The sequence below is a fragment of the Pseudomarimonas salicorniae genome (genome assembly GCF_023156535.1).
Taxonomy (GTDB): domain Bacteria; phylum Pseudomonadota; class Gammaproteobacteria; order Xanthomonadales; family Xanthomonadaceae; genus Pseudomarimonas; species Pseudomarimonas salicorniae.
In genome coordinates, this window is the sequence record NZ_JALNMH010000003.1 from 215,965 (window position 1) to 240,228 (window position 24,264).

Sequence of the window (24,264 nt, forward strand, 5' to 3'; positions counted from 1 at the left end):
TGTTGCGGGGGAGCTACCGGAGACTTGCCCGGTCTACAGTTTCGGCCGCGCGGAACGCGCGGAGGCAGTTTCTCGATGTTCGGGGCCGAACGCCTCGCTGTAACGCGCGATGACCGCATCCTGCAGAGCCAGCGCCTCGTCGCGGCGGCCGAGCGCGGAGAGGGCGGCGGCGCGCGCCTGTTCAACCTGGCCCCACTCGCTGACCAGGCCTTCCGCCCGATTTCCAAGCGAGGCCATCGCCGCCTCCGATTCGTTGAGTGCCAGCTCGCCCTGCCCCGCGTAGGCCAGCAGCTGGGCGCGGTTGGCGCGGATGACCACGCACTCCTGTTGCGCCTGCATGTTGTTGCGCTCGCACATCGACCAGACCTCGTCGAATGTCGCCCGGGCTTCCGCCTCGCGCTTGTGGTGCTGATAGGCGACCGCCAGCCGTCGCATCGCGCCGATCGCCTGGGCCCGACCAAGGCGCCGGTTCATGGCGATGCCTTCCTGCATCAGGGGTTCGCCGGCCTTCAGATCGCCTTCGCGGGCTAGAACCCATCCGAGTTCGTTCAGCGAGTTCGCCACCCAGGGATGATCCCCCGGATAGTTGTGGCGGGCTACGTCCAGCGCCTGTCGCAACAACGCAAGTTCCTCATCGTGCTTGCCCCGGTCGTAGGCGATGGAAGCCAAGGCATAGAGGTTGGGCCACATGTGCGGTGAGCGGTTGCCCATCGTCGCCTCGACCCGGGCCAGTGTCTCGCGGTAGCCGGCCTCGGCCTCGTCCCGTCGACCCTGCTGTTGGTGGACGTGCGCAAGATTCGACAGCGACATGAGGAACTGCGGATCGTCGGGCGCATGCTCGCGGTAGATCTCGACCGCCGCCTGGATGGACTGCGCTACCGAGTCCATGTCGCCCTGCACGCTACGCACCGCCGCCAGTACGTTGTGGGCATTGGCGAGCACGGTGGGCTGGCCGCCGTGATCGGCCTGCAGGATCGCCATGGCCCGTTCGATGTGGGGCGCGCCGGGGAGGATGTCGCCCCGGTAGCCATGCAGCGCTCCAAGGTTCAGCAATGACTCCGCCACTGCAGGATGGTTCGGACCATGAGCCTTCTCGGCCAGTTCAAGCGCACGCTCGAACAGGGCCTGCGCCTCGTCAAAGCGGCCCTGCCCGGCACGGATCTCTCCGAAGTCGTCGAGCACGTCGGCCTGGAGAACAGGATCACCGTCGAGTTCGCTCCCGGCGCGGGTGATGGCCGCGTCGAGCGCCTCCGCAAAGGTCTGCGGCCCTGCGTCCGAGCGTTTCAGCGGATCTGCCTGTACAAAGCTCTGAACAAAGAACTCCTTGACCTTGCGCGTGCGAAGGACCTGATCGCGCGCCAGGGACGCTTCGCGCTCCGCTCGTGCGGCCTCGGCATCGGCACGCTCTGCGTGTCGCCGCGCGACATCGGCCTGCCACAGGGCCAGCGCCAGGCCGCCGATCAGGGCAAGCAGCACGCCGCTGGCGCTGCCCACGGCAAGGCGATGCCGGACCACGAATTTGCGGAACCGGTAGGCGGCGGAATCGGCACGCGCCGCGATCGGGCGACCGTCCAGCCAGCGCCGGAGATCCTCGGCCAGCTGCAGGGCACCCTGATAGCGGCGAAGCGGGTCCGGCTGCAGGGCGGTCGCGACGATCGTGTCGAGTTCCTCATCGCTGCGCTGCAGATGTCCGCGGAAGCTGCCCTCCCGCGACTGCCGGCGCAGGGTGGCGCCCGGACGAGGCGTCACCTCGTCGTCCAGCTGCGCGATCAGCCGCTCGGGCGTCGCGCTCCGTTGCGGGAACGGCGGCTCGCCGGTGAGCAGTTCGTACAGCACCGCGCCGAGCGCGAAGACGTCGGCGCTGGTCCCCACGGGTTCGCCGCGGATCTGCTCGGGCGCGGCGTAGGCGGGCGAAAAGACCCGGACCCCGGTGGAGGTCAGGCGCAGGTCGGCGCTGTCGTCGATCAGTCGGGCGATACCGAAGTCGAGCACCCTGACACGACCCTCGGCGTCCACCAGGATGTTCGATGGCTTCAGGTCTCGGTGCACCACGAGCTGCGCATGGGCATGCGCCACGGCATCGCACACCTGCAGCAGCAGCTGGACGCGGCCGCGAGCGTCGAGTTGCGCTGCTTCGACATGCGCCTGCAAGGGCTGCCCTCGGACCAGCTCCATCGCGTACCAGGGCGCGCCGTCCTCGGACACGCCGCCGTCCAGAAGGCGTGCGATGTTGGGATGATCAAGTCGGGCGAGAATGCGCCGCTCGCGGGCAAAGCGCTCGCGCAGCGCCTCGCTGTCGACCAGGGGCCGGATCAGCTTGATGGCGACCTGCTGTTCGAAGTCATCGTCCCGCTGCGCGCGCCAGACCTCGCCCATGCCACCGCTGCCGATGCGTTCGACCAGCCGGTAGTGGCCGAGTCGGGCACCGCCCTCGGCGCGCTTTCGCGCCGCACTTTCCAGCCCGGAAGCCAGGGTGGGCGACCCGGCGAGCACGCCCTGATCCAGCACGCCGCTGCGCTGGTCGGCTGCCAGAAGTTGGCGAAGCTCGGCGGCAAGTCCAGGGTCTTCTGCCGCCAACGCATCCAGACTCGCCTCGCGCTGCGGCGCATCGAGGTCGAACAGCGCATCGAGCATCTCCGACAGCCGCGCCCAGCGTGACTCATCCATCGCCTGCCCCCACCCCTCGACCATCCTGCCCGCGGACTGCGGGAGCCTCGCCGCGCATCAGCTCTGCGCGGCGCCCCTGCACATCATGAATCTCAACCCATGGCGGCGTGAAGCACCGCCCTCGCCTTGCGCCAGTCGCGCTTGAGCGTACGCTCGGAGCGGCCGGTCAGCGCAGCGATCTCCTCCAGCTCAAGTCCGGCAAAGAAACGCATGTCGACCAGTGAGACCAGCGAGGGATCAAACGCTTCCAACCGTTCGAGCGATTGGTCCAGCGCGATCAGACGCTCGGCGGCGCCCGCCTCGCCCAAGGATTCCGCGATGCCGTCCAAGGTCTGGTCGGACTGTCCACCCCCGCGTTTGGCGGCGCAGCGTTCCCGGGCGTGGTCGATCAACAGCTGGCGCATGGCCCGGGCGGCCACCGCAAAGAAATGCTGGCGGTCTGTCGTCTGCACACCATCCGAGCGCGCCAGCCGCAGGTAGACCTCGTGGACGAGGGAGGTGGCGCTCGGGCCGGAGGACGAGCCCTGCAGCTGCCGCCGGGCCAGCCGCTGCAACTCGTCGTAGACCATCGCAAAGGCGCAGTCGGCAGCCTGTCGGTCGCCGGCCCCGGCTGCCTGCAGCAGCGCAGTCACTTCGCCCACCCGCACCTCCGCATGGCCGACAAGTTCCGGCTGGAGTGTACTGGCAGCGGACACGCCGGACGATGCCCCGGGGCAGACCGGGGAGAACGCCCGCTAGGCGGCCCCTTCGGCCGTGACGAACAGCACCCGGTTGCGCCCGGCACGCTTGGCCTCGTACAGCGCACCGTCGGCCCGCGAGTAGAGCTCGTCTGCCGCGGCGTCGCCGGGCTCGAGGCAGGTGACGCCGAAGCTGGCGGTGACCGGAATCGGCTCGCCCTGCTCATCCAGCGTCTGTGCCTGCAATGCCTCGCGCAGGGTCTCGGCCACCTTGACCGCGCGCTCCTTGCCGTGGCCCGGCAGGAGGACGGCAAACTCCTCGCCGCCGATCCGGCCAGGCAGCGCCGGCGGCGGCGCGTGCCTGCGCAGCACTCCGCCGACCGCGGCAAGCACGCGATCGCCGGCGGGATGGCCAAAGCGGTCATTGATGTGCTTGAAGTGATCGACGTCGAGCACCACCAGCCCCACCTCGCCCAGACCACGCGCGGCGGAAAAGGCCTTCTCCATCTCGGCGCGGAAATAGCGGCGGTTGGCGAGGCCGGTGAGTTGATCCTTGGTGGCCTGGTCGTGGAGTGCCGCGACCATCGCGTTCTCCGGGCTCTTTGGCCCGAGCAGCTTGAGCATCAGGTCGCCCACGGTGAGCAGGTCGCCTTCCAGCAGCGGGCTGGCCTTGACCTGCATCCCGTTGACCCGGGTCGGATTGGTCGCACCCAGGTCGGTGACCCAGTAGCCGCCCCGCTTTCGAAAGACGTGGCAGTGGCGCCGGGACACGCTGGGCTCGCCGAGACGGATGTCCACTTCGCCTTCGCGTCCGATGATCGCGGCATCGTCCAGTTCGAAGCGGGCACCAATCTGCGGGCCGGCCACGACCACCAGGCACCAGGGGCGGTTCTCCGGCTGCAGCGAGGGGGCCTGCACGCGGATCGTATGCTCGTTGAGGAGCCGGGCCTTGAGGGTCTTCTCTTCCACGCGGATCCGCCTGATCGGTGAGAGCCCCGATTATCCCAGACCCGCCCTTCCCGCGACAGCATGGGGCGTAGTCGGCCCGAGGAATGGCCATGCCCCGGGCCGGGACGGGATTGGGTATGCTCGCCGGGCGCAGCGCCGGAAGCGACGATCCATGAGCGATTCCCGATTCAGCGCCTCGGCCGGCAACCTGCTGGCAGTGGCCCATCCATCGACCACCACGCAGGGCCTGCTCGACGCGCTGGAGGAGGAGCACCGCGTCGTCCGGGTGGCCAGCATCGATGCGGCGGCCGAGGCCCTGCACCGCGAAAGTCCTGACCTCGTCCTGCTGGATGCCGCCCTGCTCGCGGACGCTGCGGCCCTGCTTGCCACCCTGCCCCGCCTGCACGTGCAACACCTGCCTCTGATGCTGATAGGCGACGCAGCGCACGAGCTGGTGGAACAATCGGTTGAGGCCGGCGTGGCCGACTGGATGCCCGCTGACCTGCCAGCGCCGCTCGCCCGTCGGCGCGTGGCGATCGCCCTCGACCTGCGCTACGCCCAGGAGCTTCTGCGCGCGCAGACCCTGCTTGACGGGCTGACCGGGTTGGCCAACCGCAAGCGGTTCGACGAGTTCCTGCAGGCCGCGGACGGCAATGCGCGCAGGCGCAAGGAGCCGATGGCGCTGATCCTGTTCGATGTGGACGAGTTCGCCAGCTACAACGAGGCGCTGGGCTCGCGCGCGGGGGACGAGGTGCTCCTGCATATCGGTCGCACCCTGGCCAGCGCGCGACGACGGCCGTTCGACCTGTTCGCGCGCTTTTCCGGCGACTGCTTCGCCTGCGTGCTGCCGGATACCGACCTCGAGGGCGCCCGCGCCGTGGCCGAGCTGTTCCTGGCCGATGTCGACGCGCTGCAGATCGACCATCCCGATTCGCAGGTCGCCAGTCACGTCACCATCAGCGTCGGCATCGCGGCCCATGTGCCGCAGCCCGCCGAGCATCCTCTGATCCTGCTGGAAATGGCCAACCAGGCCCTGCGCCGGGCCAAGCTCGCCGGGCGTCACGTCGTCAGCGACTGAGCAGGACTTGCCTCCTCCAGCCGACGCGCTTTGACGCATTGCCCCCGGGGCACGATCATCGACGCTGGACTCCCGGGGATAGCGCGATGGATGCGGCGGAAGAGGTGGTGATGTTCATGTCGGCCGACGTGGTCGGCTCGACCAGCTTCAAGGTCCAGGCCCAGCGCGAGCAGAGCGACTGGCTTGAAGCCTTCGCCAGCCTGTTCCGTGAGCTGCCCCTGGTCTTCATGGGCCAGCTGGCCGCTGCCTTCATCGAGCACGACGACGTGCCCGAGGCCGGCGTCTGGAAGGTGATGGGCGACGAGGTGATCCTCATGGCCGTGCCGAACAGCGCCGAAGTCGCCGAGGGCCTGACCGTGGCCTTCTGCAACACGGTTCGGCAGTGCGATGCGCGGATCAGCGAGCGCTGGCCGCTGAACCTGCGCGGCACCTGCTGGGCCGCCTCGATCGGGCGGCGCAACCGGCGCATCGAGATCCCGGAGATGTTCGGTGGCCGCGATGGCTCCACCTACATCGACTACCTCGGTCCCGATGTCGACACCGGCTTCCGGCTCAGCGCCCACTCGGGGCACGGCGAGGTGATCGTCTCGCCGAACCTCGTCGAGTCGCTGGCCGTTCGCGAGTCGGAGGCGCTGCAGTTCCACGACGCCGGCAGCGCCGTGCTCAAGGGTGTCATCCAGGGCCGCCCCTTCCCGCTCTGGCTGGCCTCGGCCGACGGCGCCGCGACGCGCCCTGCAACGCCCGCCGCCGAAGTGGCCAGCCGACTGGCCGGCTATCGCCGCGCGCTGAAGACCGAGCACGGTATCGAATGCGCGGCGCCGGTATTCGGAACAGCCGCATGATGCCTGTCTGGAGCGCCACGCCAGCCTGTGTCAGAGTAGCGACTGGGAGCGGTGGCGAGGGCCGCAGATGAGTTGGGACGCGACGTACAGCATCGCCAGTCGCCGCGCTGACGTGGCGGCCTTTGCCGACGTCTTCGAGTCGTTCTGCATGGACAGGGGCGTGCCCTCCGCCGTGATGCGCGCCTTCCAGGTCGCCTTCGACGAATGGCTGACCAATATCGTCGACTATGCCCACGCCGATCGCGGCGATGCGGAGATCCGCATCGGTCTCGAGCTCACCCCGGATGCCCTGGTGGCCGAGGTCAGTGACTCCGGCGAGCCCTTCAACCCGCTCACCGAGCCTGGCGAACCATCCCTGGACCTTGGCATCGAGGATCGCCCCATCGGTGGCCTCGGCGTGCACCTGATCCGCACCCTGATGGACGAAATCAGCTATCGCCGCGATGCCGGGCGCAATCACCTGCGCATGGTCAAGCATCGCCAACCCGTTACCGAATGAGGACCGCAACATGTTGAACGTCAGCGAATCCACCGAAGGCGACATCGTGGTGATCAGCCTCGAAGGCCGCCTCGACACCGCGACCTCGGCCGACTTCGATTTCGCGCTTGAGCCGCATACCTCGCAGGACACCCGTCTGCTGGTCGACTGCGGCGGCGTGCAGTACGTCAGCTCCGCCGGGCTGCGCGTATTCCTGATGGCAGCCAAGAAGCTGCAGAAGACCGGCGGCAAGCTGGTCCTGTGCAACATGAGCCCCAGCGTCCGCGAGGTCTTCGACATCGCCGGCTTCAGCAAGATCCTGCACATCGAGTCCGACCGCGAGGCCGGCCTCAAGGCGCTTGCCGGCTAGCGATCATAGGGTGCGGCTGGCCGCACCGGGCGTGCCGTCCGAACGCCCGCATCGGTGCGCCAAGGCACACCCTATAGCGCTCGCTGACGCCCAACGAAGCCCGACTGTGGGTGGGCCCTTGGGTGCGACCGCGGCGTATCGGATTCACCACAGACCTTGCCCAGAGCGACACTCCGCTGTCGCGCCCAAGGGCGCTCCCACAATTTGACTGCGGCAAGGCCTGCATTGCGGCGCAAACCGGACCTTGCAGCACAGTTGCGTGTAGGAGCCAGCTTGGTGGCGATCGTCCCGTCCGGGGCGCCTATCGCCAGCAAGCTGGCTCCTACATTCGGCTTCTGCGGAAGGTCTGCATTGCGCCCAAGGGGCTCCTTGCCTCTCCCACCCGGTGCGCTGCGCCGGATCGATTGGTGCCCCCGGCGCGATTCGAACGCACGACCTTTCCCTTAGGAGGGGGATTCTGTCGTCAACGATTTCGCGGCCTGCAGGCTCGCCCGCCTCTGGGCTGGTCCTGCCCGAACAGCTGGCCAGCGAGGCCGCAGAGGCAGTCCGAGAGTTGCTAGCCGAGGCCGCTGCGGCCAACACAACCCGCAGCTATGCCACTGCTTTGCGTTACTGGGCCGGCTGGTACCGCGTGCGATTTGGGGATGACTTCGCCCTGCCCCTCTCTGAGGCGGCAGCGATTCAGTTCATCGTGGATCACGTTGCACGCAAGGCTAAGGAAGGCGGCCTCACCTGGGAGCTACCGCCAGAGCACGTTCGCGCGCTCGCCAGCGCAGGCCAGAAAGCCAAGCTAGGCCCCTGGAAACTTGCAAGCGTCGTGCACCGAGTCGCCGTGCTGTCGACTGCGCATCGACTTAAACGTCTCCCCAACCCCTGTGAGCTACCGGCGGTGCGAACAGTACTCGGCCGGGCGCGCCGCGCATCGGTCAAGCGCGGTGAACGGCCGACCAAGAAGACCGCGATCACCAAGCCGGAACTGGAGGCCATGCTAGCCACGTGCGACGAGAGCCTGGAAGGCCTTCGCGACCGCGCCCTACTCTTTTTCGGCTTCGCTTCCGGTCGTCGACGCCGCAGCGAGATCGCCTGGGCCGACATGCGAGACCTCCGGCGCATCGGGCCATGGGCGTACATCTATCGCCTCGAGCACTCGAAGACGCAACAGGCCGGCGTGTCGTCCTCTTCGACTCCCGACAAGCCGATCCTTGATCGCGGCGCAGACAATCTTACGGATTGGCTTGAGGCATCCGGGATCACGGATGGCGCGATCTTTCGGCGACTGTGGAAGACCACCATTAGCGCGGCCCTCTCGCCTGCAGCCGTCGGGGAGATCGTCCGACGAAGGGCCCAGCGGGCGGGCCTTGAGGGAGACTTCGGCGGGCATAGCCTTCACTCTCCCGCGTCTGGCGGGTATGTGCGCTGGCGGACCCTGCGGCCAAACTGCTCCGGCTGCGGCGCCCCACACCGGATAGCCCCCTTTCCCGGCACCCGCGCCACGGCACACTTTGACCGTGGCGCCGCGGAAGGTCGCGGACCGACGGGCCGCTGGTTCAGCGAGCAGGGACGCCACTCGCGCCCAACGAACACCACCGCGCATCGGGTCAGCCGGTCTCGCTCGCGCAGGCCCAATGCGCCCCGTCGCACAGACAGCCAGGCAGCGCTCATCGTCTCTTGCCCTATTGGATGCTTGGACACACTCGCATCGGCGGGAGGTTGATGTGCGCAGGGAACTCCGGCGTATGCGCGAAGTCATCGCCCGCGAAGGCGTTTTCGCTGGCGTCAGACGCGTTGTGGCATCGCTTCGCTGGCGCTTCGATGCACGGCATGCCGCGGTGCGCGCGGTAATGCGGGAGAACGCCGCGTTTGATCGCTTGAACAGTACCGACACCGGGGGAGAGATCCCGCTGACGCAGTTGGGCATCGACCCGGAAGAGGCCCGGCGCGGCAACGGGGTCTATCGTGCGATCTCGACATCACACTTCGAGACCGCGCTGAGTCTGTTCCCTCATCGACACGAAGACTTCGTCTTCATTGACTACGGGTCCGGAAAGGGGAAGGCGCTACTGCTCGCCGCCGCGCATCCCTATCGTCGAATCATCGGCATCGAGTACTCGCCCTTGTTGCATCGACAGGCGCAGTTGAACGTTCATCGCGCTCGGAAACTCATCGGTCGTGGCGCGCGCATCGAAACGGTCTGTGCGAACGCCTGCGACTACGAGCCGCCCGATGAGGCGTTGGTGTGCTTCTTCTTCAACCCTTTCGATGCCGCGACGTGGCGCGTCGTCCTGTCACGACTGAGAGATCAGTTTCAGGCGAATCAGCGCACCATTCTGATTGTCTACATGAACATCCGCGATATCAGCGAACTGGGCGACGTGTTCGGTGCTTTTTCGCAGTTCGTCACCGTGGCAAGAACAAAAACGGTGCACATCCTGATGGCGCGTGCGCGCCGCCCCTGAACGACCCCGCGTCGCGAGTGGGCACGCTGAACACGTGCTCCGGAAGCAGAACCGACGCCCCGATCCGCGATCTCTCTTCCGCAGTCATGGGTTTGGGGGCGTACAGAGCCCGCAGTCTGACCGGGTCATGCTCAACCTCGTCGAATCGACCTCCATGACCGGGGCAATCCATGCAACCAATGCGGCAACTCGATACGCGGATAACCGAGAACTCGTTGCTTGCCAGGCTTCCGCTCAGGCAACTGGCCCGTGCGCTTCATCTTGCGGATCGGGTGACGCTGCAACAGGGGGAGGTACTCAGCGCGGTGGGAGACGAAATCCGCAGTGTCTACTTCCCGGAGAACTGCACGATTGCCGAAATGAGTGAAGGGTCCCGCAGTCAGTCCCTGGCGGTGGGCCTGATCGGCGCGGAGGGCATGGTCGGCGCCGCCGTTCTGCTCGGCCGAAGCCATACCGGATTGCGCGCGCAAGTCCACGACTCGGGAAGGGCGCTGCGCCTCAAGGTGGAAGACTTCCGCGCGCTACAGCAGGACGCGCCCGAGCTGACCGCGAAGCTCATGCTCTACATCGACCTGATGCAGGCCCAGTACGCCCAGGTGGCAGCGTGTGCCTCGTTCCACGTGCTGGACAAGCGTCTCGCCTGGTGGCTGTTGTTGACACACGATCGCGTGATCGGCGATCGATTCGATCTGACCCACGATCAGCTGGCCGCCATGCTCGGCGTGCGCCGTAGCGGCGTATCCACTGCCGCGGGGAGTCTGCGCAAGCGCAAGATCATAGGCTACTCGCGGGGAAGAATCGTGATTCGGGACCGTCGGGCTCTGGAACTGGCCGCCTGCTGTTGCTACCGACGGATGCGCGCGGCGTCCCGGCTGATCGAGCAGTCGCAAACCGAACTGCGCGGCGATCTGCCATCCTCTATCCGGTTGATTACGCCCCAGGCTCTGCGGCGAGTCGGTGCACGGTCGCGAGGTACTGGGGCGTGATTCGATCATGGCAGAGCGGGCCCCACTGATCTGTCGGAAGGCGTCGGCTTCTGTTCTTGCCGCGGTGGCGAAGCGGCCGTTTCACGCAGGCAAAGTATTGCGATGCCAATCCCGCTGATCCCCTCGCCAACCAGAATCCCCAAGGGCGCCCCGGCGCCGCCCAGGTGTTGCATGCCCCAGTAGCTGACACCTATCGCGATCAAGGCGCTGCATAGCGCCAGCGCGGTCAACCACCGGAAGCGTTCGCGCAGCACGAGCAGGAACAGCAGCTGCTGATGGGCGGCCATCACGATGAAGCTGGCCGACCACAGCTTCAGCAGCAGGTCGCGTTGCTCGAACTGCTTGCGCAGCACGGTCTCGAACAGCCAGTCACGAAATATCCAGAGCACGCTGAAATAGCCCATTGCGATGACCGCCATGGCGAGGGCAAGCCAGCACAGACGCTGCAACAGCGCCGCTGCGCCGCGGCTCATCAACCAACGCAATGAAACAGGCAGCATCAGCGATCCGATGCCAACCGATAACAGATTCACCGGCATTGCGAGCATGCGCGTGGCAGCGATGGCAGCCACTGCGCTGACGTCCAGCGTGCCGGCAACCAGGAAAACGTAGCCCTGGTTGAAGCTCCAATGGATGGCCGCGCCCGCGGTAGACCAGGCGCCAAGCGGCGCGATGGCACGCAGGATGCCGGGCTCGCCTGCCGGGTTCCAGGCCTCATGCTTTCGCAGATTGCGTTCCAGAATCCGCCCGGCCACCAGCGCCGCAAAGGCCAATGCGAGCGCTGCCGCTGCCGCTGGCACCGTGGTCCGAGTAGCGATGAGCACGCCGCTGCCCAGCAGGAACGCGTACAGGACATCGGCGCGCAGGACGGCGTGAGCACGGCGATAGGCAAGCTGCACCAGGCGAAAGTACTCGCGCCGAAGTGCCGCGACCGTACTGACGGTTGCTATCAGTACCAACAGCGCGGTCGCTGACGAGATCAGGTGTGCAGCCCACAGGGTGGCGGCGATCAGCGCGACAGCGACCGCGATCCCGACCACCAGCAGACGCTGTTCGCGATACACACCCCCCGCAAGATCACCGCAGCCGGCCGGGTCGAGGCGGGCCATCCGATTGACCAGTGCCGGACCGAGGAAGGCATTCTGCAGGGAGACGGCGAAAATGATGCCACCGAGCACAAGCATGTAGTAGCCGTACTGCAGGTCGCTGGTGTACCGGATGAGCAGCAGCCCGACCAGAAAGCCGGTAGCGGACAGCACGGCCTGGCTGGCCAGCGCACTGGAAAAGATGCGCATCAACGCCAGCCGGCTTGTCCTACCGCTCATGGGCCGCGGCGACGGGTCGGCGCCCACTCCGTACGGTCGTATCGGCGCAGTTTGAGTAGCAGTTTCCAGACAACGAAGAACGGCGCCCGCAGCACGTCGAGCAGCGCCACGGCACCAAGACCGCTCAGCTGCCAACCTCGAAACACGTAAAGTGTCAGCACGGCCGCCAGCAGCACGGCAAGCCACAGCAGGTATAGAAACGCCGCATTCCACACTGAGAGCGCCGCAGAGATCGCAATCAGCGCCGTGACATACAGCACGACATACGAGAGCGGCATCATCATCAGATCGATTGCCAGGTCAATGCAGACGAGACTGCGTTGGCGCCAAGCACACTGCAAGAGGGGAACTGTGCGAGATCGAAACAGGTCCATCCGCCCATCTTCCCACCGCTGCCGTTGCCGGCTGGCGACCTGCTCTCCCGCTGCCATCTCCGCGTTGGCCCACGCTTCGTCAGCGTAGTGCACACGATAACCTGACAAACCCAGGTCAATCCCGTACTCGATGTCTTCGGTCAGCGAGAATGCCTGAAAGGGATTCTCCTCGAGTACCGCATGGGCAACGCACCAGCCGTTGCCGCGAATTCCGCTGGACAGTTCCAGCCGCTCGCGAGCGCGAGAACGCACGCCGTGGAAAGCGCCGTGCGCGATGGCCATCAAGCGTGTGCGCCAGCTCTGCAGAGGGTTGAGCACGCCGTAGTGCGCCTGCACAGCCCCTGCCCCGTTCTCTAAACGCGCGGCAAAGGCCTCCAGAATATTGGCAGACACCTCGGAGTCGGCATCAACGATCGCCACCGCATCGGCCCATCCCGCAGCCCGACTGTGCTCGAAGCCATACTGCAAGGCAAACCCCTTCCCTTTGCGAGTTGGGTCAGTGCGCACCAGCACCAGCGCACCCGCGTCTGCCGCCAGCACCGCGGTGGCGTCGTCACAGTTGTCAGCCACTACCAGCAAGCGAAACAGGGGCGCCGGCCAGTCGATCTTGCGCAGGCTGGCCAAACAGTTCTCGATCACGGCAGATTCGTTGTGCGCCGGAACCAGCACATCGAATCGCAGGCGCCGCGAGGGACAAGGCGGAGGCACCGCCCGGCCCGACAACAACGTCAAGCAGAGCAGGTAAGCACAGGCCAGGACAGCCGGAAGCGAGAGAACCAACAGGGCCCACTGGATGACTGTGATCACGGCGGCCTCAGGCGTACTCGCGGTAATGCAGTCCGGCGAAAGCGGACAGCTTCCCCAGGTTGGCGCTTGCCTTGCTCAGCCAGTGCGCCGAGCGGTGCAGGCCGAACGGCAGGCTCAGCACGGCGAGGGCCAGTGCAACCAGACACTGCAACAGTGCACGACAGAAGAAGAGGATTCGGCTTGTCGCGTTCAGCGGGCCATAGCGCCCGGCCAGTGCGTGTCGCGCGAAGTCCTGCCCCCCTCGTAGCGATCGCATCAGCAGCCATCGCAGTGACAGGCGCGAGGGCTCCACGGGTTCGAGCACCGAGGCCTCGTCACACCAGACGATGCGGGTTCCCGCCTGCGCGAGACGGCTCAACCAGTCGCCGTCTTCACCGCCGGTCTGACCGTACGCCGGGTCGAAATGGTGCCCCCCGGGATCAAGCGATGAACGCTTGAGCAGCAGATTTCCAAGCCGCAGACGATTCCGGGGCACGACCGTGCCGCTCGCCATGCGCGGCCAGTCGTAGAACCTGCCCCGTCGCAGCCATCCGGCCACGCCGTCTGGAAGCACCGGCTCGACCGGACCCTGTACGGCATCCGCCCGATAGGCAACGGCTGCGTTGGACAGACGCTCAAGCCAGTCAACTGGCGCACGTTCGTCATCGTCGATAAAGGCAAGCCAGTCCCCGGTTGCGAGCTCGATGCCAAGGTTTCGCGCGTGGGCGACGTTCTTGCGCGGCTCGACCGCATAGAGGAGGTGGAACGGTGCACCCGCCGCGAGTGCAAGCTCAACCGGGGCACTGCCGCTGCGCCCGCTGTCGTTGTCGATGACCACCACCTGGTGTGGCACAAGACGTTGCTGCACCAGATCGTCGAGAAGCAAGCGCAACCGGTCGGGGCGACGGTAGGTCGCCAGACAGATACTGATGTTCATGGGCGCTCCAGAGTGGTCGCATGGTCCTGCTGAAACGGCCGTAGCGCGTTGCCGTCCCGGTCGTGCGCTGGTCGTTGATCAGGGTCAACGGGTCGACGCTGATGCAGGCGCCTTCTCAATACGGCACAGGGTTGCTCGACCCAGCGCCGCATCGCCTCCGCAATAAGCAGCGTCAACGTCGCTGCGATGACCAAGGTGCCAACGCCGCCCAGGCGCGGCCAGTGCCACGCCAAGGCTTCAAGCACGATGTGGTGGGCGAGGTAGACCGTATAGGAAACGGAGCCAAGGTAGACCAGGAACCTCGCCTCCAACCAGCGAAACGGGACACTTGCTGCACGCGCGACTGCGAGATAGATAAGGGGTGCAATGGCCAGGCTTTGAAGGGTGTATCTGAACGTCAGTCGAAACCCGACGTCACGTATCAGCAAGCTCAACGCCAGCAAAAGGATGCAGCCCGCTGCGATGGCCAGATCCCGGCGCATGCTTTGACCTGGCACGGGATCAAGCACCGGATTGCACCACATCGCCATCGCGCAGCCGATCAGAATCGAGTCGGCGCGGGTATCGGTCGCCATGCCGAGGTAGTTCTCGGAAGCGCCGTGCCAGGCCAGCCAACAGCGCCACGCCAGAATGGCGAGACAGCAACCGCTCAACACGGTCAGGGAAACGCCGGGTCGCCCAACATGCAGCAACACGACCGCCATCAGCGGAAAGAACAGGTAGAAATGCTCCTCCACAGCCAGCGACCAGACCACGCCGACCCCGGCAGGAAGGCCTTGGAAGTCCGCCGCTATCACGTAGTAGTTGCCGAAATAGAACAGCGCTGACAGCAGGCCTTGCGCAGTGAAGGCGCCTTCGACAAGCGACAGCATCGAGAGGACTGCGGTGCCGGCAATCACCAGCAAAAGTGGCGGCATCAAACGCAACAGCCGACGCATATAGAACGCAGGCAGATCGAGGCGACCACTCGCTGCGTGCTCACGCCGCATCAGGGTAGTGATGAGATACCCACTCAGGACGAAGAACACGGTGACGCCGAGCCCGCCCGGAATGATCCACTGGAGCCCACCATGGGCGAAGAACACCAGGCACACCGCCAGCGCCCGTATGCCATCCAAGGACGGGATGGTGCCGGGGATAGTCGGCACGGTCGGACTGAACGCATCGACGTCGGAGCGTACGACATTCATGCGGGCCTTCCGCCTGCGGAAAGGCTGTCCGTTCTCCCAAGCGGGTTGACCGACGCCGCGGCAAGGCGGAGTTTTCTGCCCCGCCAGTGCTGCTCGAGCAGAGCACGTGCCAACGTCGTGGTGGCCAGCGTCATGATGACGAAGTCAACGCTGAACACGCTGAGCCAGCGACTCTCGGACAGGTTGGAGATCGACTGGTGCAGAAACAGTGCGAGATACAGCGAGGACTGTGCGCGATCAACCTTCAGAAGGCGCAGCGACTGGATCAGGAAAACGAGCAGGTAGCCGAGCAGGACCAGCAGCCCGACCGCCCCGAGATCATTCAGGACATCGAGATATCCGTTGTGCGCGGATCCCGGGTAGAAGTACATCAGACGGACGAACTCGTAGGACGGTGTGCCCGCGATCGGGCCAGTCCAATAGGCACCGTATCCGGAGCCCAGGAGCGGATGCAGTTGGACGTGCTCCAATGTGATGAACCAGATCACCGTACGCCCCGTAAAGCTCAGGTCCTTGCCGGTAAGCATGGCAACCGGCTCCAGCAGGAGCTGCGATCCTGGGACGATGTCGATAAGTGCGATCGAGAACGCCAGAAGGGTCAGCACGAAGATTGCCGCAAGATAGGGCATGAAATGGCGAAGCTCGCGCGGAAAGCGAAGAAAGAGCGCGAGAAAGCACAGCGTGAATACTGCTGCGATCAGCGACGTCGAACTGCGCGAAAGTAGCAGACAGGCGAGTGAGATACCGAGTCCCACAGAGGCTGACAAGCCGCGCACGTCGCGGCATAGCCAGGCATGGAACCAGAGGATGAGGCCGACACAGGCAATGTCGCCCAAACCGTTCTTGTGACTCGCCAAACCGTGCCAGGCGCCGGCCAGTACGCCATGGGTCTCCTGATGGATGGCCAGTACCGGCAGGAGCATGCCGAACATCAACGAACCAACAAGCACGGCACTGATGACCGGACGCAACAGATTCTGAAAGCGTCGTGCGTGCCAACCCATCAAGGCGAAAGCAGAGCAACCGAGGACGATGGCCATCACTCGCAGGCCGCGCCTCGCGGTGACTTGAGGGTCGATCGACCAAGCAACGCTGACGATCGCCAGTACGGCAAAAGCCAGAAGGAACGGATTCAGCCAGCGAACGAACACCAGACTGAACCGAGCCCGCCAAACCACAACGGCCGCCCCGGCAACGAGCGCCCCGAGCCATGCCAGCCGGCTGAGCAGCCCGCCCGAGGTAGGGGCGCTCGACACGCCAAGCTGGCTGTAATCGAATCCTTCCGGGGCAATCATCAGCACCAACAGCACAACGATGACGCTGGCGCTCAGGAGCGAGTACCGCGTGTCGCGCAGCCACGCATGCGGCCTGAGCGATGTCGTCGGAGCCGCGTTCGCTGCGATCCGAGAAGCTGTGGCGAGGTTACTCACCGCCAATCCGAAGACCCGCAGCGCTGTAGACGAGCGGTCCGGATCGTGTGCCGCGCGTCAATGATTCCATTGACGTCGCCATCAGAAGTGATTGAGTACGGCGCCGAGCATGCGCGAACGGGTTGCCTCCAGTCGTCGCATCACGTTGCGGACATCCTTGAACGACGTCTGCCCGGCGCGACTCAACGACAGCACGCGCCGGGTTACAGTGGCTACCGCAAGCGCGTCAGCAAACTGTCCAATTGGCGGCGTGTCCAGGACCACGAACTGAAACTGTGGCCGCCAGCTGCGCACAAGCTCCTCGAAAGGGCGAGAAGACAGAAGCTCCAGAGGATTGACTGGTCGCGGACCTGCAGTCAACACGCAGAGGTTTCGCAAGCCGACGACCGTCCGATAGGTGAGCCTGGTGCTGTCAATAAGGCCGGGAGCCAGTCCATCTTGGTTGGCTGCATTGAAGAATCGATGCTGGACCGGATTTCGAAGGTCCGCGTCGACCAGCAACGTGGGCTGGCCGAGCTGGGAGAAACAGATCGCCAATTCGGCAGCGAGCTGGGAGCGCCCGTCTCCGGCGCCAGCACTGACCACGGCGAGCATGTTTGCGCCTGTCGCTTCATCGTGGCGCAGGAGCAGCTCGGTGCGCAGCAGGCGCAGCTGCTCACTGCGCGGGTGGTAGGGCTTATGGGCAGGTAGCAGAAACGATGCCGGCACCGCAGCTTTCGTATCACTGCGTGGAGAAGCCGGACTGCGTGTCGTGGTCGCTGGATCCCGATCACTCGGAACCAGCGGAGCGCTATTCGATTGGACGGCCGGCGCGCTCATGCGGCGGCGGCCGTCAAGGATGCCGAGCTGCTTGCAGTGGGGCCCAGGTCGATCAGAACGGGAATGCCGAGGTCGCGCTCAAGATCGTCGCGCGTGCGCACTCGCCGATTCAACATCTCGTAACAGAATGGCACTGCAAGCGCCAAGCCTGCAGCAGCAGCACACGCAAGCAACAGAAGCATCCCGAACTTCGGCTTGCTGGGCTTCGATGGCGGTGTCGCGCGACTGACGAAGTCAACATTGCGATACGCACCGGCGGACGCAAAAAGGACTTGATCGTTTCCGTCAAGGGCGCGCTTGTATACCGCCTGTGCAGACGCCAGCTCCAACTGGTACTTGGCGCCGCGGTCCTGCACTTCGCGCACCTCAAGCACTTTGGTGCGCTGACTGTCTACCGCACTCAGCAGGTTGCGCTCGAGCAGACTGGCGGATTGCAGTTCGTTGCGGGCATTGCCGGCGTAGGCGCGCAACTCTTTGCTGAGTGCGCGGTTCGCCACCCGCTGCTGGGACTGCAGCTCGAGCACTTGCGGATGACGCGGCCCCAATGTCGTCGTCAGGTCAGCCAGGCGGACATCCCCTGCCGCGATCTGGGCCTTTAGCGATTGAACCATGTTCGAGTTCAGGACAGCGTTGCCGACGGACTGATCGGATGCAGCGCGGGCTGCCGCCACCCGCCGCGCGGTCTGGGCTTCCAGCAATCGCTGCTGCAACGTGGACAGCAGCAGGATGTCGACATCGTACTTTGACTCCGAGTCGATCAATCCACTGCGCAGGCGGAATGCGGTCACCTGCTCCTGAGCCAAGGCGACCTTGTCCTTCAGTTCACCCAACTGCTCCGTGTAGCGCTGGGCGCGTTCGTTGGCCGGACCTGTGAGGCGCTGATGCTGCTGTTCGGCGTACACCTCGGCCACCGCGTTGGCACCTTCCGCGGCCGCTGCCGGGTCGCCAGCCTCGAAGGTGACGGACAGCAGCTGACTGCCATAGCGCCCCTGATCGACGCTGACCTGACGCTGCACCTGCAAGGCTGCCCATGACCGCAAGCCGCTGATGTCGTCGCCGGCGCCGGTGAATCCGTCGGTGTACTTGGCCTCAGTAGTGAGATCGAGACGATCGACAACCGCCAGCATGATCTGCAGACCACCCGCCAGCTCCAGTTGGGTTGCCATATAGCTGGCCAGCAGGCCGGTGGGAAACTCTCGCCCGGCGAGGGGGTCGTTCACCTCGAAGTTCACCATCAAGGTAGCTGTCGCCTGATAGGTTCGCGGCCAGAAGGCGATGGCCACGGCAGCGAGCGCCATGACCGTGGTGCCGATCAACAGGGTGAGCCGGCGCCAGGTCCACAGAATGGTGGCGAACTGTCGCGCTGAAATCGCCGGCTGCAGATACTCGGGTGGCAACATCGGCATAGCGTTCGTGTGCTGGACCGATACCGGGGTCAACGGGAAGTCGCCGGCGTTCATCAGAAGATGCGCTCTTTCACACGGATGACGTCGTCGGCCTGTATCAGATCGGCGAGATCTGCGGCTTGAACACCATAGCTGCCGTCGGCTCTGGGGCGTCGGATCTCGATGCGCCGACTGCTGCCGCGTGGCGTCAGCCCTCCGCTTCGCGCCAGCGCCTGGATCACCGTCATTCCCGGCTCCAGCCGGTACATGTTGGGCGCGTTCACTTCGCCGTAGACGTAGAACTGCTCGGAGACCGGCACAAACACGGCGTCGCCGTTCTGCAGAGCGAGCGACGGCAGGGCTACCGACCCGCTTTCAATGCTGCCGAGATCAACCGCGATACGCTTGGTCTCGCCGTCGCCTCCCGTGCGCAGTACCAGCACGGTCTGGCCGCCGCTATCGCTGATGCCGCCTGCCAACGCCAACGCGTCCATCAGGCTTGCATCGGACTCGACCACGAATCGACCGGGGGAGCGGACGGCGCCAAGTATCGAGATCTGTCTACTCCGAAACTGGGTGATCAGGAGGGTGACCTGCGGGTCCAGGATGAATCCGCCTTCACGCAAAGCATCGGACACCCGTTCCCCCGCTTCGGCCGGCGACAGTCCCAGCACTGAGACCTTCCCCGCCAGCGGAACCGTGATGCTTCCGTCGTCAGATACATAGGTCGTGATCTGCATCTCCGGCCGGCCGTACACCTGCAGACTCACTGCATCGCCCACCCCCAAGGACAGGAAAGGGACTTCCTGCACAGACGGCAGCGCAGCAAGGTCATCCACAGACGCGATGCCCTCCGCGTGCAGAGGGTGCGCTGACAGTGGCACAAGGAACAGTGCGGCCAGCGTGACGTGCCCGAACCAGCGGAAGTTCCGAAAGAGGCCGCTGTCCAGCATGACTGAGAAAGAGTGATTCATCTCGATGATCCTGCATGGCCGGAGCACCGGCACGGTGATGGTTCGACGCTGACGGGTCTTGCCACGATGACCACTGAGAGCAACGCTCAACACGCTCTCGACAACGCCTCCTGTTGCTCCATGCGAAGCGCTCTGGCGCCTCAGAAGACCGCCAAGGCCGTGTTCGTGGCGGGCCTGTCAAGCAATGTTCTACCGACCAGGAACCGAGTGGTCTGTGCGTCTCCGTACCGAGCTCCCACGCGCTTCTGAGACGCGCAGCCACGCGAGCGTGAACGGCGGTGAAACGGAAAGTTCCGTTGGACCGGAAGCACAGGGCGTCGTGCGTCAACAGATGCCATTTTCGGGACCTGATTGATAGTTAACGGGATCCAGGACCATGCGTGCGGAAGCGGACATTGATCTCGCCTGCAATGACCTGACGAACGGGCATTGAAAATGCTGTGGCGGAGCGCTCCGAGCAATGACTTGTTGACACGAAGACAAACACTAAGTGGTACACCCCACTTACAGGATCAACATCGATTGATCTTCAGCCTTGCATCAAGTGAGTTCTTAACTGAGCGCATGGTCATGCAACGTACTCGGCAGATCGAATCAGGAGAAAGTCACTATGCGTTGGACGCCACCACTCACGCTGCAATGGATGCTGGGCGCTTTGCTTGCAGGCGGGGTGACCGCGATGCCGGCAGCTCAGGCGCAGGCCGCGGACTACACGGATGAGAGCCCGAGCTCGGTACGAACCGACGATTCCGGCGAACAGCACCTGGCGGATGCGCGGGCCACGGCTGTTTCCGGTCTCAACCTCGGCAAGAGCAAGCCCGCTCGGCTGGAGACAAAGGGAACGATCTCGTTCTCGGCCTCGGACTATGCCGCCAGTCAGTCGGGCGGAACCCTGCGTGTGAGGGTCAATCGCAGCAGCGATTCCACCTCCAAGGTCAGCGTGAACTACCTTACGACCGACGGCAGCGCGCGTTCGGGTATCGACTACACGTCCCGGAGCGGCGGACTCTATTGGCGTCGCGGGGATTCCACGGAGAGAACCATCGAAATACCCATACACGCCGTGACGCCCTACACCGGAAACCGTACGTTCACCGTCCGACTGACCCGTGCACAAGGCACGGCAGAGCTGGGCAGTCCTTCGCTCGCAACGGTGACGATCCGAAACGGAAGCGGGGAACCGGTGGCCCACCCGCAGCCCTATATCGACAGCTTCTCGCCCGCTTCGGGCCCGATCGGCAGTGTGGTCACCTTGCTCGGATCCGGTTTTACCGGCGTCCATAATGCCTGGGTGGGCACATCGCGCAATGCCGCCGTTTCGGTACTCAGCGACAGTTCGCTTCAGGTGACGATACCCGCCGATGCCAGTACAGGGGCGATCGGGATCTTCAACGCTGCGCATGTTTCCTTCAGCGCCACGCCCTTCACGGTAACCAGCGGCTCCGCGGATCCGCCGGCTGACCCACAGCCCTACATATCGAACTTCTCGCCGACCTCCGGACCCATCGGCACCGTGGTCACCATCAATGGCTCCGGGTTCACCGGCGTCAATGCCGCATGGGTGGGGGCTGCTCACAACGCCGGTGTCGCCGTGCTCGGCGACTCGCAGGTCAAGGTAACGGTGCCAGCGGGAGCAACGTCCGGTGCGATCGGGATCTTCAACCCTTCGAATGTGGCGTTCACGGCCTCGTCGTTCACGGTGAGCGGGACTCAACCGCCGCCACCGCCGCCGAACGACAGCCGGCTTTCGCTGCGCACCCAGGGCAATCGCTTCATCGACGGCAACGGCAACGCGATACAGCTGCGTGGTGTGAACTACAGCGGATTCGAGTTCGCCGCCGTTCAAGGCTGGAGCGGCAACGATCCGTCCGGGGGTCAGGCCGGACAGCCTGGTGGACCGAACTGGGCGGCCCTGCAGGCCTGGAAAGTCAACATCCTGCGCATCCCCCTGAACGAGGCATCCTGGCTGGGCGGCAGCTGTGTCGATACCAGCGGCAATGTGATCAATCCCGATCCTGCCGGCAACTACCGATCGGCTGTGCAGACCCAGGTCGAACAGGCCAATGCCGCGGGTCTCTACGTGATTCTCGATCTCCACTGGACCGCGCCGGGCAACGCCTGCCCCATGCTGCAGACACAGATGGCGAATGCCGATCATTCGCTGGCGTTCTGGACCTCGGTGGCCAGCCAGTTCAAGAACAATCCGTCGGTCATGTTCGAACTGTTCAACGAACCGTTCTTCAACTTCGAGTTCTCCGGCGACGCGTGGTCCTACATGATGAAGGGCACCCAGGGCAGCTTCAGCGGATTCCCTGCCACCAGCCGCAGCGGCAACTGGACAACCATCAAGCAACCGTGGGCGGTGGCCAGCTATCAGGGGATGCTGGATGCCGTGCGCGCGACCGGCGCCACCAATGTCGTACTGATCGGCAGCATGATGTACGCGCAGGAGTTCAGTGGCTGGCTGTCGCATCGACCGACCGACCCGCTGAATCAGATGGCGGCGGTCTGGCACCCCTACCCCACCTTTGGCGCAACCTGGGGTTCGGCCGCCTACGCCCAGCCCAACTATGCGCCAGGCGTCTACAACGAGGTGTTGAGCATCCTCGCCGCCGGCATTCCGGTAATTGCTACCGAAACCGGTGACCGCAATACGGCCGGTACCGTGGGCGCGCCGCTGGTCGAGAACATCACCCGTTGGGCCGATCTCCACGGCATCAGCCTGCTCGGTTGGACGTGGAACGTGTGGGAAACGCCGGACCATGTCCTCATCAAGGACGTCAACGGTACGCCGACCGATGGCTATGGGAAGGTGTTTCACGACTGGCTGCTCGCCCACTGATTGATCCCACACCAGCGGGAACGGCCCCATGACCGCCGTTCCCGCTCCTTGGTGTGGCGCTGCGCCTCGCGACGCCAACGTGTTCATGGCATTGCCCGGTTCATGCAAGCGAGCCTACTCGGCCAGTCCGCAGATCGCTGTTCGCTAGCGCATATAGCCTCCCATCGCACATCGCGTGGCCGGACCCGGAGATTCGCCACTGCCCAGTGCGTCGCCACCCTGCATTGGCTCCACCTCAGCGGCGCAGCGAACAGACTACCCGTGCGCGACGGACTACTGATGGTGCCGCCGAGCATGATCAGAACCAGGCAGACGACGGTAGCGTTGGTGCCAGTTCGCTTCATCTGCGCGCGGACGCGTCCAACACCGAGAGACCGGCCAGTGCCCATTCCATCCCGATTGCCTGTCGCTGCCCTCATCTGGTCACTGGTTTGCGTCGATACGGCCTTGGCTGGGGAGCACTTCGGCAGGGATCACCGCACCGTTGCGCCACGTGTCCATTCAAGCCATGCGAGTGCGGGCGCCCGAGGACCATCGACCCTTTCGCTGCGCACCCAGGGCAATCGCTTCATCGACGGCAACGGCAACGCGATACAGCTGCGTGGTGTGAACTACAGCGGATTCGAGTTCGCCGCCGTTCAAGGCTGGAGCGGCAACGATCCGTCCGGGGGTCAGGCCGGACAGCCTGGTGGACCGAACTGGGCGGCCCTGCAGGCCTGGAAAGTCAACATCCTGCGCATCCCCCTGAACGAGGCATCCTGGCTGGGCGGCAGCTGTGTCGATACCAGCGGCAATGTGATCAATCCCGATCCTGCCGGCAACTACCGATCGGCTGTGCAGACCCAGGTCGAACAGGCCAATGCCGCGGGTCTCTACGTGATTCTCGATCTCCACTGGACCGCGCCGGGCAACGCCTGCCCCATGCTGCAGACACAGATGGCGAATGCCGATCATTCGCTGGCGTTCTGGACCTCGGTGGCCAGCCAGTTCAAGAACAATCCGTCGGTCATGTTCGAACTGTTCAACGAACCGTTCTTCAACTTCGAGTTCTCCGGCGACGCGTGGTCCTACATGATGAAGGGCACCCAGGGCAGCTTCAGCGGATTCCCTGCCACCAGCCGCAGCGGCAACTGGACAACCATCAAGCAACCGTGGGCGGTGGCCAGCTATCAGGGGATGCTGGATGCCGTGCGCGCGACCGGCGCCACCAATGTCGTACTGATCGGCAGCATGATGTACGCGCAGGAGTTCAGTGGCTGGCTGTCGCATCGACCGACCGACCCGCTGAATCAGATGGCGGCGGTCTGGCACCCCTACCCCACCTTTGGCGCAACCTGGGGTTCGGCCGCCTACGCCCAGCCCAACTATGCGCCAGGCGTCTACAACGAGGTGCTGGACATTCTAGGCGCAGGGATTCCGGTGATCGCCACCGAGACCGGTGACCGCAATACGGCCGGGACTGTGGGTGCACCGCTGGTCGACACCATCACCCGCTGGGCCGATCTCAATGGCATCAGCGTGCTCGGTTGGGGTTGGAACGTCTGGAGCGGCCCAGACTATGTGCTGATCAAGGACGCCGATGGAACGCCGTCCGAGGGCTATGGGAAGGCCTACCACCGATGGTTGATCGCCCACTGAGCGGCGCACGAGCGATGGCTGCAGCCTCCTCTTCGCAACAGTGTGCCCATACCTGCCAGGAT

19 protein-coding genes and 1 pseudogene are annotated in these 24,264 nt (G+C 64.9%); 9 read left to right on the forward strand and 11 right to left on the reverse strand.

The features are described 5' to 3' along the window. Window positions 1-33: 33 nt before the first annotated feature. The 3 genes from M0G41_RS05220 to M0G41_RS05230 all read right to left on the reverse strand — a co-directional run bounded on the left by M0G41_RS05220 (window position 34) and on the right by M0G41_RS05230 (window position 4,313). Entirely contained in the window at window positions 34-2,667 is a 2,634-nt protein-coding gene (locus tag M0G41_RS05220) for a serine/threonine-protein kinase (RefSeq protein WP_248206071.1), read from the reverse strand. A 92-nt stretch (window positions 2,668-2,759) separates the two neighbouring features. Continuing rightward, entirely contained in the window at window positions 2,760-3,308 is a 549-nt protein-coding gene (locus M0G41_RS05225) for an ECF-type sigma factor (protein WP_248206074.1), read from the reverse strand. 93 nt (window positions 3,309-3,401) lie between these two features. Further along, on the reverse strand, window positions 3,402-4,313 hold the full coding sequence (locus M0G41_RS05230; protein WP_248206079.1) for a diguanylate cyclase: 912 nt from the start codon (window positions 4,311-4,313) through the stop codon (window positions 3,402-3,404). 151 nt (window positions 4,314-4,464) lie between these two features. Here M0G41_RS05230 and M0G41_RS05235 point away from each other — a divergent pair, with 151 nt between their 5' ends. The 7 genes and pseudogenes from M0G41_RS05235 to M0G41_RS05265 all read left to right on the forward strand — a co-directional run bounded on the left by M0G41_RS05235 (window position 4,465) and on the right by M0G41_RS05265 (window position 10,502). Beyond that, the gene (locus M0G41_RS05235) at window positions 4,465-5,370 is read left to right on the forward strand and encodes a diguanylate cyclase (protein WP_248206082.1); all 906 of its coding nucleotides are present in this window, start codon (window positions 4,465-4,467) and stop codon (window positions 5,368-5,370) included. A gap of 86 nt (window positions 5,371-5,456) precedes the next feature. Next, window positions 5,457-6,212 carry a nucleotidyl cyclase domain-containing protein gene (locus M0G41_RS05240; protein WP_248206083.1) on the forward strand — a complete coding sequence of 252 codons (756 nt, stop codon included), beginning with the start codon at window positions 5,457-5,459 and terminating at the stop codon, window positions 6,210-6,212. A gap of 67 nt (window positions 6,213-6,279) precedes the next feature. Further along, window positions 6,280-6,711, forward strand: a complete 432-nt coding sequence (locus M0G41_RS05245; protein WP_248206086.1) for an ATP-binding protein — start codon at window positions 6,280-6,282, stop codon at window positions 6,709-6,711. 10 nt (window positions 6,712-6,721) lie between these two features. Further along, window positions 6,722-7,060 carry an STAS domain-containing protein gene (locus M0G41_RS05250; RefSeq protein ID WP_248206088.1) on the forward strand — a complete coding sequence of 113 codons (339 nt, stop codon included), beginning with the start codon at window positions 6,722-6,724 and terminating at the stop codon, window positions 7,058-7,060. Between the two features lie 502 nt (window positions 7,061-7,562). Continuing rightward, window positions 7,563-8,453: pseudogene (locus M0G41_RS05255) on the forward strand (site-specific integrase); the annotation flags it as partial. Between the two features lie 343 nt (window positions 8,454-8,796). Next, window positions 8,797-9,516, forward strand: a complete 720-nt coding sequence (locus M0G41_RS05260) for a class I SAM-dependent methyltransferase (protein WP_248206090.1) — start codon at window positions 8,797-8,799, stop codon at window positions 9,514-9,516. A gap of 179 nt (window positions 9,517-9,695) precedes the next feature. Then, window positions 9,696-10,502 carry a Crp/Fnr family transcriptional regulator gene (locus M0G41_RS05265; RefSeq protein WP_248206094.1) on the forward strand — a complete coding sequence of 269 codons (807 nt, stop codon included), beginning with the start codon at window positions 9,696-9,698 and terminating at the stop codon, window positions 10,500-10,502. A 5-nt stretch (window positions 10,503-10,507) separates the two neighbouring features. Here M0G41_RS05265 and M0G41_RS05270 read toward each other — a convergent pair whose 3' ends face one another. From M0G41_RS05270 to M0G41_RS05305, 8 genes are all read right to left on the reverse strand, one after another. After that, on the reverse strand, window positions 10,508-11,797 hold the full coding sequence (locus M0G41_RS05270) for a lipopolysaccharide biosynthesis protein (RefSeq protein ID WP_248206097.1): 1,290 nt from the start codon (window positions 11,795-11,797) through the stop codon (window positions 10,508-10,510). 26 nt (window positions 11,798-11,823) lie between these two features. Then, window positions 11,824-13,008, reverse strand: coding sequence for a glycosyltransferase family 2 protein (locus tag M0G41_RS05275; protein WP_248206101.1), 1,185 nt, complete (start codon window positions 13,006-13,008; stop codon window positions 11,824-11,826). A 7-nt stretch (window positions 13,009-13,015) separates the two neighbouring features. Next, complete coding sequence (locus M0G41_RS05280; RefSeq protein WP_248206104.1) at window positions 13,016-13,924, reverse strand: glycosyltransferase family 2 protein; 909 nt, start codon at window positions 13,922-13,924, stop codon at window positions 13,016-13,018. Then, a complete protein-coding gene (locus M0G41_RS05285) occupies window positions 13,921-15,114 on the reverse strand; it encodes an acyltransferase family protein (protein ID WP_248206107.1) in 1,194 nt (397 codons plus the stop codon). Before M0G41_RS05285 ends, M0G41_RS05280 begins: the two co-directional genes overlap by 4 nt. After that, window positions 15,111-16,544, reverse strand: coding sequence for an O-antigen ligase family protein (locus M0G41_RS18775; RefSeq protein WP_248206109.1), 1,434 nt, complete (start codon window positions 16,542-16,544; stop codon window positions 15,111-15,113). The genes M0G41_RS05285 and M0G41_RS18775 overlap by 4 nt, the downstream gene beginning before the upstream one ends. Window positions 16,545-16,625: 81 nt before the next feature. Next, window positions 16,626-17,252, reverse strand: a complete 627-nt coding sequence (locus M0G41_RS05295) for a CpsD/CapB family tyrosine-protein kinase (RefSeq protein ID WP_248206111.1) — start codon at window positions 17,250-17,252, stop codon at window positions 16,626-16,628. Between the two features lie 107 nt (window positions 17,253-17,359). Continuing rightward, window positions 17,360-18,823, reverse strand: coding sequence for a GumC family protein (locus M0G41_RS05300; protein WP_248206116.1), 1,464 nt, complete (start codon window positions 18,821-18,823; stop codon window positions 17,360-17,362). After that, window positions 18,823-19,722: an SLBB domain-containing protein gene (locus M0G41_RS05305; RefSeq protein ID WP_248206119.1), complete on the reverse strand. Its 900-nt coding sequence runs from the start codon at window positions 19,720-19,722 to the stop codon at window positions 18,823-18,825. Before M0G41_RS05305 ends, M0G41_RS05300 begins: the two co-directional genes overlap by 1 nt. Window positions 19,723-20,332: 610 nt before the next feature. Here M0G41_RS05305 and M0G41_RS05310 point away from each other — a divergent pair. Further along, window positions 20,333-22,564, forward strand: coding sequence for a cellulase family glycosylhydrolase (locus tag M0G41_RS05310; RefSeq protein ID WP_248206122.1), 2,232 nt, complete (start codon window positions 20,333-20,335; stop codon window positions 22,562-22,564). Between the two features lie 294 nt (window positions 22,565-22,858). Beyond that, on the forward strand, window positions 22,859-24,202 hold the full coding sequence (locus tag M0G41_RS05315) for a cellulase family glycosylhydrolase (protein ID WP_248206125.1): 1,344 nt from the start codon (window positions 22,859-22,861) through the stop codon (window positions 24,200-24,202). The last annotated feature ends 62 nt before the right edge of the window (window positions 24,203-24,264 follow it).